Raw genomic sequence first — 7929 nt, 5'->3', positions numbered from 1 at the left:
GCCACGGCTCGGGCTGCCACGGCTCGGGCTGCCACGGCTCGGGCTGCCACGGCTCGGGCTGCCACGGCTCGGGCTGCCACGGCTCGGGCTGCCACGGCTCGGGCTGCCACGGTTCCGGCTGCCACGGCTCGGGTGGCGTCCGTCGCTCCGGCCGTGGCGGGTGCCGCGTCCGCCGGTGCACACGGCCGCCGTCCCGCTCTCGGCCACCGCCTCTGCCGTCGCACCGCGGCTGCGTTGGCCGCGCTTTCGACCGCTGCGCCGAGCCCCCGCCTCTGCCGTCGCACCGCGGGTGCGCTGGCCGCGCTCCCGACCGCTGCGCCGAGCCCCCGCCGCGACGGCACCGGCCGCGCGGTCGCGGACCCCACCACCCAGGTGAGCGCCCCATGACCACCGTCGTCGTCGCCATCGTCATCGCACTGGTGCTGGCCGCCTGGATCCTGGCGATCGCCAACCGCCTCGACCGCCTCCACGTCCGCACCGATGCCGCCTGGGCCGCCCTCGACGCCGCCTTGGCCCGCCGCGCCGTCGTGACGCGTGCCCTGCTCGACCCCTCGCTGTCCGCCGCGGCCTCCCGTGCCGAGGCCGCCTCACGTGCCGACCGTGAGATGGCCGAGAACGAGCTGTCCGGACTCCTGGGTGCGCTCGACCGTTCGTCCCTCCCTCCTGCCGCGCTCGCTGAACTGGCTGACGCCGAGGAACGCGTCGTGCTCGCCCGCCGGGTCCACAACGACGCCGTCCGCGACACGCTGCTGCAGCGCCGCCGGCGCATCGTCCGCTGGCTGCGTCTGGCCGGCACCGCACCGCAGCCGTCCTACTTCGAGATCGCCGAACCCACCGCGCCCTCCGACGCGGTGATGCTGACGCCGCGCCCGTCCGCCCGCATCGTGCTCACCGACCCCGCCGGCCGCGTGCTGCTCTTCCAGGGCTTCGACCCCGCCCGGCCCCAGGAGCTCTTCTGGTTCACGGTCGGCGGTGGCGTCGAGAAGGACGAGGAGCTGCGCGACACGGCACTGCGCGAGGCGTTCGAGGAGACCGGCCTGCGGCTCGCCGCCGACGACCTGGTCGGGCCGGTGTGGCGGCGGCGCGCGGTGTTCAGCTTCGCCGGGCAGACGTTCGACGCCGAGGAGTGGTTCTTCTACACCTCCGTTCCCGAGTTCACCGTGGACCTGTCCGGGTTCAACGACGTCGAGGAGACCAGCATCTCCGCGTTCCGCTGGTGGACTGCGGAGGAGCTGGCCGCCACCGAGGACACCGTCTACCCGGTGCAGCTGGCGGAGCTGCTGCCCGCGCTCGCGGCGGGCGAGTGGGACGGCCAGACCCGCACGATCCGCTGACCGCTTGGCCGTGCCAGGCGCTGGGCGGCGGCGTCGGCCAATGCCTCCACAGCCGGACGTAGGACGAGCGTCGCTGCTGCGGAGGGCGTCTGCCCGGTCCGTCGGGCGGAGCTGTTCCGCGCGCCGCGGCGGGCGAGCGAACACCAAACCCGCACGATCCGCTGACGGCTCGGCTGTGCCTGGGGCTCGGCGGCAACGGCACCTGGCGATCCGCGGCGGTGGCGTCGAACAAGGCCTTCGTGGCCCAGCGCGGGACGAGCGTGGCCGCCACGGACGGCCGTTTGCCCGGCACAGCTGGCGGTATTGCCTGCGCTCGCGGTGGGCGAGCGGAACACCAGGTCCGCACTATCCGCCAAGAGTCTGGCGCTCCGCGGCAACGGTGTCGGGCAAGAACCCCGTCGCGTCGCCGCAAGCGAGCGGGACCGCCAGACCCGTGCGGGCCCGCTGGCGGCCTAGCGGTCCGCGCCGACAGCGTCGGGTAAGGCCTCCGTGGCCTGCCGCAGGACGAGCATGTCTGCCACGAAGCACGCCACCTCGCCGTCCGCCGACCGGCCGATCCACACCGGGTACGTGCCGTCGCCCCAGCCCGAGTGGTAGGCGACCAGGGTGGCGCCCGACGTCGGCTCGGTCAGCACCGCCGTCGTCGGGCCCATCGGGGTCATCAGCAGGTCCTCGGCCTCCTGCGACTCCTCGATCAGCTCGGCCAGCGCGGTGCACGCCGCGGCGTCCGTGAAACAGCCCACGCCGCCGTCGACGCCGAAGCCGTAGAACTCGCCCTCGCCGAGCACCACCACGTCCTGGCCCTCCTTGAGCGCCGGCTCCCACGACACGACCGGCGCCGGGGACACCACCAGCCTGGCCGCCGCGACACGGGTGTGGTCCGGCTGGTCCGCGAACCGCACCACCGACAGCTCGACCGGGTAGTCGCCCGGCACGACCGCGGTCGAGAACGGCCGGCTCGTGCCGAGGTACGAGGGGTCCGCCGCGACCACCTGGCCGCTCGGCATCCGGACCGTGCCGCCGGCCACCAGCTCGACCACCACGGTCTCGTCCCTGCGCGGCAGCGTCCAGCGCGTCCCCGCCCGGAACGCGCCGTCGACCCCCAGCGGACGCAGCGGTGCCGAGGGCTGCCACGGCGGGTCGGCCGGCTCCTGCTCCGCGACGTCCACCGGCACCAGCTCCAGCTCCACGTCATCGGCCGAGGACAGCCCGGCCCAGTCGGAGAACGCGGGCACCTCCCCGTAGCACCCGCTGACGTCCTCCTGCTGCCAGTCGCTCCGCGAACCGCCGCGCTTGCCGTTCGGGCGCTCCACCCGCTTCACGTCGCCGTCGGGGGAGTAGGTGACCTGGGCGAACCCGCAGCCGTCGTCGAACTCGGGCTGCTCGTCGTCCCAGTAGGTCCACTCGCGACCGCGCAGCAGGAACAGCCGCCCGTCGAGCACCCGGTACTCGTGCATCCGCCGGCGTCTGCCCCGCGGGTCGAGGAACCACCACCGTGCGAAGTGGACGCCCCACGCGATCTCGGCCACGACGGTGACACGGCCCGTTTCCGGCTCCACCAGGCAGAACGCGTACTGCTCACCGGCGCGGTCGCGCTCCCGTGCGACCGCCACCGGCAACCGGCCCGAGACCTCCCTCCGGTCGGGGTCCCAGCCCTCGCAGTACACGACTTCCAGCGTTGTGGTCATGGGGGCAACGGTAGCGGCGGGGTCTGACAGTTCTGGATCGCCGCAGGTCAGCTCACACCGCTGGGATCACCGACGACCCGTAGGCGTCGCGCGTCTTGTCCTTCTCGTCGTGCATCAGGTACAGCGCGAAGTTGTCGACCCCGATCTCCTTCAGCTCCTGCAACCGTTCCACGTGCGCCGACTCCGGTCCCACGAGGCAGAACCGGTCCACGATCGCGTCCGGCACGAAGTCCGTGGACCGGTTGCCCGCCTTGCCGTGGTGGGAGTAGTCGTAGCCCTCGCGGTCCTTGATGTAGTCGGTGAGCGCCTTCGGCACCGCGCCCGAGTCCCCGTACCGCGCGACGAGGTCCGCGACGTGGTTGCCGACCATCCCGCCGAACCACCGCAGCTGGTCCCGCTGGTGCGCCAGGTCCGTCCCGACGTACGCGGGGGCCGCCACGCACATCGTGATGGCGGACGGGTCCCTGCCCGCCGCGACGGCCGCCTCGCGCACCGAGCCGATCGTCCAGCGGGCGATGTCCGGGTCCGCGGTCTGCAAGATGAACCCGTCGGCCTGCTCGCCCACCATCTTCAGCGCGCGCGGACCGTAGGCGGCCATCCACACTTCGAGCTTTCCGTTGCGCACCCACGGGATCTGCACCGCCGTGCCGTGGTGTTCCACGGAACGGCCCTCGGCGAGCTCCTTGATCACGTGCATCGCGGAGCCCAGGGTGGCCAGCGAGGAGGGCTTCTGGCCGATCACGCGGCGGGCCGAGTCGCCGCGGCCGATGCCGCAGACCGTGCGGTTGCCGAACATGTCGTTCAAGGTCGCGAACAACGACGCCGTCACCGACCAGTCGCGGGTGGACGGGTTGGTGACCATCGGGCCGACGACGAGGTCGCGGGTGGCGGCCAGGACCTGCGAGTAGATGACGAACGGCTCCTGCCACAGCACACAGGAGTCGAACGTCCAGCCGTAGCGGAAACCGCAGTCCTCGGCCGCGCGGAGGCCCTCCACCACGTCCCGTGCCGGCGGGTCGGTCTGCAGCACTACACCGAAGTCCACGACGGACTCCTCTCAGACGAGGTACTGGTTGAGGTCACGCGACACGAAGCGGCCGTGGCCCGTCGAACCGCGGTAGGCGCCGTCCGAAACCACCTTGCGGCCGCGGGAGAACACCGTGTCCACGCGGCCGGTGACCTCGAAGCCCTCGTAGGCCGAGTAGTCCACGGCCATGTGGTGGGTCTCCGCGGAGATCGTCTGCGTGGCCGACGGGTCGTAGACCACCACGTCCGCGTCGGCTCCCGGTGCGATCACGCCCTTGCGCGGGTACATGCCGAACATGCGCGCCGGCGTCGTCGACACGATCTCCACCCAGCGCTCGCGGGTGATCTCGCCCTTCACCACGCCCTGGTGCAGCAGGTCGACGCGGTGCTCGACGCCGGGCATGCCGTTGGGGATCTTGGAGAAGTCGCCGACGCCCAGCTGCTTCTGGTCCTTGAAGCAGAACGGGCAGTGGTCGGTGCTCACGACGGACAGGTCGTTCGTCCGCAGGCCCCGCCACAGCGACGACTGGTGCTCCTTGGGGCGCAACGGCGGCGACGCCACGTACTTCGCACCTTCGAAACCGGGCCGGGCCATGTCCTCCAGCGACAGGTACAGGTACTGCGGGCACGTCTCGGCGAACACGTTCTGGCCGGTGTCCCGCGCGGCCGTGACGGCGTCCAGCGCCTGCGCGGCCGACAGGTGCACGACGTACAACGGAGCACCGGTGACGCGGGCCAGCTGGATGGCGCGGGACGTGGCCTCGCCCTCCAGCTCCGGCGGGCGGGTCAGGCCGTGCTGCACCGGGTCGCCCAGGCCGTTCGCCAGCGCCTGCGCGACGAGCTGGTCGATCGCGATGCCGTTCTCCGCGTGCATCATGATCGTGGCACCGGTCTCGCGGGCCTTCTGCATGGCGCGCAGGATCTCGCCGTCGGTGGCGTAGAAGACGCCGGGGTAGGCCATGAACATCTTGAAGCTGTTCACGCCCTGAGCGATGCAGGACCCCACCTCCTTGAGCGACTGGTCGTTCACGTCGGAGATGATCATGTGGAAGCCGTAGTCGACCGCGCAGTTGCCGTCGGCCTTGGCATGCCACCTGTCCAGTGTGGACAGCAACGAGGAACCCCTGGGCTGCACGGCGAAGTCGACGATCGTGGTGGTGCCGCCCCACGCCGCCGCGGTCGTGCCGGTCTCGAACGTGTCGGCGGACTGCGTGCCGCCGAACGGCATCTCCATGTGCGTGTGCACGTCGATGCCGCCGGGGATCACGTACTTCCCGGCCGCGTCGACCACCTCGTCCGCCTGGACGGGGAAACCGGGCGTCACGAGGGCGGCGATGTGCTCGCCGTCGATCAGCACGTCCGCGGCGTGCGAACCGGTCGCGTTGATCACCAGGCCGTTCTTGACCAGGACGCTCACGGCGTCACCAGGCCCTCGTAGGTGTCCGGGCGGCGGTCGCGGTAGAACGCCCACGTGTCGCGGACCTCGGTGAGCAGGCCGAGGTCGAGGTCGCGCACCACGAGCTCCTCCTCGGTGTCCGAAGCGGCCTCGCCGACGAGCTGCCCGCGCGGCGAGACGAAGTACGTCTGGCCGTAGAACTCGTTGTCGCCCAGCGGTTCCACGCCGACCCGGTTGATGGCGCCGACGAAGTACTCGTTCGCCACGGCCGCGGCGGGCTGCTCCAGCCTCCACAGGTACTCCGACAGCGACCGCGACGTCGCCGACGGGTTGAACACGATCTTCGCGCCCGCGAGGCCGAGCGCGCGCCAGCCCTCGGGGAAGTGGCGTTCGTAGCAGATGTAGACGCCGATGCGGCCCACGGCGGTGTCGAACACCGGGTACCCGAGGTTGCCCGGCTTGAAGTAGAACTTCTCCCAGAAGCCCTTGACCTGCGGGATGTGGTTCTTGCGGTACTTGCCGAGGTAGGTGCCGTCGGCGTCGATCACCGCGGCGGTGTTGTAGTACACGCCCGGCTGCTCCACCTCGTACATCGGCACGATCAGCACGATGTTGTTCTGCGCGGCGATCTCCTTCATCAGCTCCGTCGTGGGGCCGTCCGGGATCGCCTCGGTGTAGGAGTAGAAGTCCGCGTCCTGCACCTGGCAGAAGTACGGGCCGTAGAAGAGCTCCTGGAGACACAGGACCTGTGCGCCCTGCGATGCGGCGGTGCGGATGTGCTCGACCGCGTTCGCGATCATCGACTCCTTGTCGCCCGTCCACTTCTGCTGGACGAGCGCCGCCCGGATGACGTTGCTCACCTGGTCGTCTCCTTCGCCTTGGTGTCCTTGAGTGCGAGGAAAACCAGGAAGCCGGCGGCGAAGCCGACGACCCAGTTGTAGTCGTAGAGCGGCTTGAGGAACGGGATGAGCCCGTCCGCGGGGAACGGCCCGCCGTGGGCGCCGCCGACCGCGAGCACGCCGCCTGCCAGCGTCGCCACCACGGCCCGCCAGTTCCAGCCGCCGTTGAACCAGTACGCGCCGCGCCCGTCGAGGTAGAGGTCCTCCAGGTGCAACCGGGTCTTCTTGATCACCCAGTACCCGGCCACGAACACGCCTGCCACGCTCGCCAGCAGGCCGCCGTAGAACCCGAGCCACGCGAAGATGTAGATGCTCGGGTCGGAGATCAGCCGCCACGGCTGGATCAGGATGCCGACCACACCGGTGATCAGGCCGCCGACCGCGAACGTGATGCGCCGCGGGAATGCGTTCGAGAAGTCGTAGGAGGGGCTGACCACGTTCGCCGCGAGGTTCGCCGAGATCGTCGCGAGCACCAGCGAGATCAGTGCGACCAGCACGAGCGGCGTGCTGTCGAACCGGGACGCGAGGTCCGCCGGGTCCCAGATCGCCTCGCCGTAGAGCGCCTGCGCGCCCGACGTCGTGAGGATGGCGACGATCGCGATGAACGACATCGTGGTCGGCAGCCCGAGGACCTGCCCGGTCACCTGCTTGCGCTGGCTGCCGCCGAACCGGGTGAAGTCCGGCATGTTGAGGCTGAGCGTCGACCAGAACGCGATCATGCCCATCAGCGCGGGGAAGAACACCTTCCAGAAGTCCGGTCCCCAGCCGAGCTTGCTGCCGGTCTGCAGGATCGGCCCGAACCCGCCCGCCTTGACCAGCACGTACCCCAGCAGGACCAGGAAGCCGACGCTCACCAGCGGTGCCGTCCAGTTCTCGAACCGCCGGATCGCCTCCATGCCGCGCCAGATCACCAGCATCTGCACGACCCAGAAACCGAGGAAGCACAACCACAGCGTCCACGGCTGACCGCCCACTTCGGACGCTCCCGTCCAGCCCTCGCCGGCCAGGCGGCCGATGATGACGTGCAGCGCCTTGCCGCCCACCCACGTCTGGATGCCGAACCACGCGCACGCGATGAACGCCCGCAGCAACGCCACCAGGTTCGCGCCGCGGATGCCGTAGAAGGCCCGCGCGAACACCGGGAACGGGATGCCGTACTTCGTGCCCGCGTGGCTGTTCAGCAGCATCGGGACCAGCACGACCAGGTTGCCGAGCGTGATCGTGAGGAACGCCTGCACCCAGTCCATCCCCAGCGCGATCAGGCTCGCGGCGAGCGTGTAGCTGGGGATGTTGTGCGCCATGCCCATCCACAGCGCGAAGAAGTTGTACGTCGACCACGTCCGCTGCTCGACCGGCACGGGCGCGAGCTCGGGGTTGTAGAACCTGCTGTCCTGGATGGGACGCACATCGCTGAGCTCGACGCGGCCATCGGGTGTGACCTGGGGCGATGAGGCCTCAACTGCCATCGTTCAACCCCCTGTTACGCTGCTGAAACAACGCGAACGCGGTCGGTTCCATCCCGGAATCCTGGGTCCACCGCTGTATGCGTGGCAGTGTCAGAGTGTCCACGCTTCGCATGATCGGCG

Annotated in this window: 7 protein-coding genes; 1 reads left to right on the top strand and 6 read right to left on the bottom strand. The window is 70.6% G+C overall.

Going from position 1 to position 7929, the window contains the following annotated elements; genetic code table 11:
- Nucleotides 1-181: hypothetical protein (locus AB0A63_RS16985; protein WP_360391602.1), on the bottom strand; the 181-nt coding region annotated here is incomplete at its 3' end.
- Between the two features lie 202 nt (nucleotides 182-383).
- Here AB0A63_RS16985 and AB0A63_RS16980 point away from each other — a divergent pair.
- Nucleotides 384-1334, top strand: coding sequence for an NUDIX domain-containing protein (locus AB0A63_RS16980; protein WP_360391599.1), 951 nt, complete (start codon nucleotides 384-386; stop codon nucleotides 1332-1334).
- A 452-nt stretch (nucleotides 1335-1786) separates the two neighbouring features.
- Here the strand turns inward: AB0A63_RS16980 and AB0A63_RS16975 are convergent, their stop codons facing one another.
- The 5 genes from AB0A63_RS16975 to AB0A63_RS16955 are packed head-to-tail and all read right to left on the bottom strand — an operon-like array spanning nucleotide 1787 to nucleotide 7809.
- A complete protein-coding gene (locus AB0A63_RS16975; protein WP_360391596.1) occupies nucleotides 1787-3022 on the bottom strand; it encodes a DUF4241 domain-containing protein in 1236 nt (411 codons plus the stop codon).
- Between the two features lie 52 nt (nucleotides 3023-3074).
- Nucleotides 3075-4067 carry a TIGR03842 family LLM class F420-dependent oxidoreductase gene (locus AB0A63_RS16970; protein ID WP_360391594.1) on the bottom strand — a complete coding sequence of 331 codons (993 nt, stop codon included), beginning with the start codon at nucleotides 4065-4067 and terminating at the stop codon, nucleotides 3075-3077.
- A 12-nt stretch (nucleotides 4068-4079) separates the two neighbouring features.
- A complete protein-coding gene (gene hydA, locus AB0A63_RS16965; protein ID WP_360391591.1) occupies nucleotides 4080-5465 on the bottom strand; it encodes a dihydropyrimidinase in 1386 nt (461 codons plus the stop codon).
- Nucleotides 5462-6304: a nitrilase-related carbon-nitrogen hydrolase gene (locus tag AB0A63_RS16960; RefSeq protein ID WP_360391588.1), complete on the bottom strand. Its 843-nt coding sequence runs from the start codon at nucleotides 6302-6304 to the stop codon at nucleotides 5462-5464. Before AB0A63_RS16960 ends, hydA begins: the two co-directional genes overlap by 4 nt.
- The gene (locus AB0A63_RS16955) at nucleotides 6301-7809 is read right to left on the bottom strand and encodes an NCS1 family nucleobase:cation symporter-1 (protein ID WP_360391585.1); all 1509 of its coding nucleotides are present in this window, start codon (nucleotides 7807-7809) and stop codon (nucleotides 6301-6303) included. Before AB0A63_RS16955 ends, AB0A63_RS16960 begins: the two co-directional genes overlap by 4 nt.
- Nucleotides 7810-7929: the final 120 nt, after the last annotated feature.

The sequence above is a fragment of the Lentzea sp. NPDC042327 genome, from assembly GCF_040647275.1.
Taxonomy (GTDB): Bacteria; Actinomycetota; Actinomycetes; order Mycobacteriales; family Pseudonocardiaceae; genus Lentzea.
Note: the sequence above shows the minus strand (reverse complement) of the source record. Positions and strands in the feature narration are given on the sequence as shown.

What these genes read in the sequence shown, in the direction of transcription:
- AB0A63_RS16955 (WP_360391585.1), bottom strand. Translation starts at nt 7,809, where the DNA reads ATGGCAGTTGAGGCCTCATCGCCCCAGGTCACACCCGATGGCCGCGTC.
- AB0A63_RS16980 (WP_360391599.1), top strand. Translation starts at nt 384, where the DNA reads ATGACCACCGTCGTCGTCGCCATCGTCATCGCACTGGTGCTGGCCGCC.
- AB0A63_RS16975 (WP_360391596.1), bottom strand. Translation starts at nt 3,022, where the DNA reads ATGACCACAACGCTGGAAGTCGTGTACTGCGAGGGCTGGGACCCCGAC.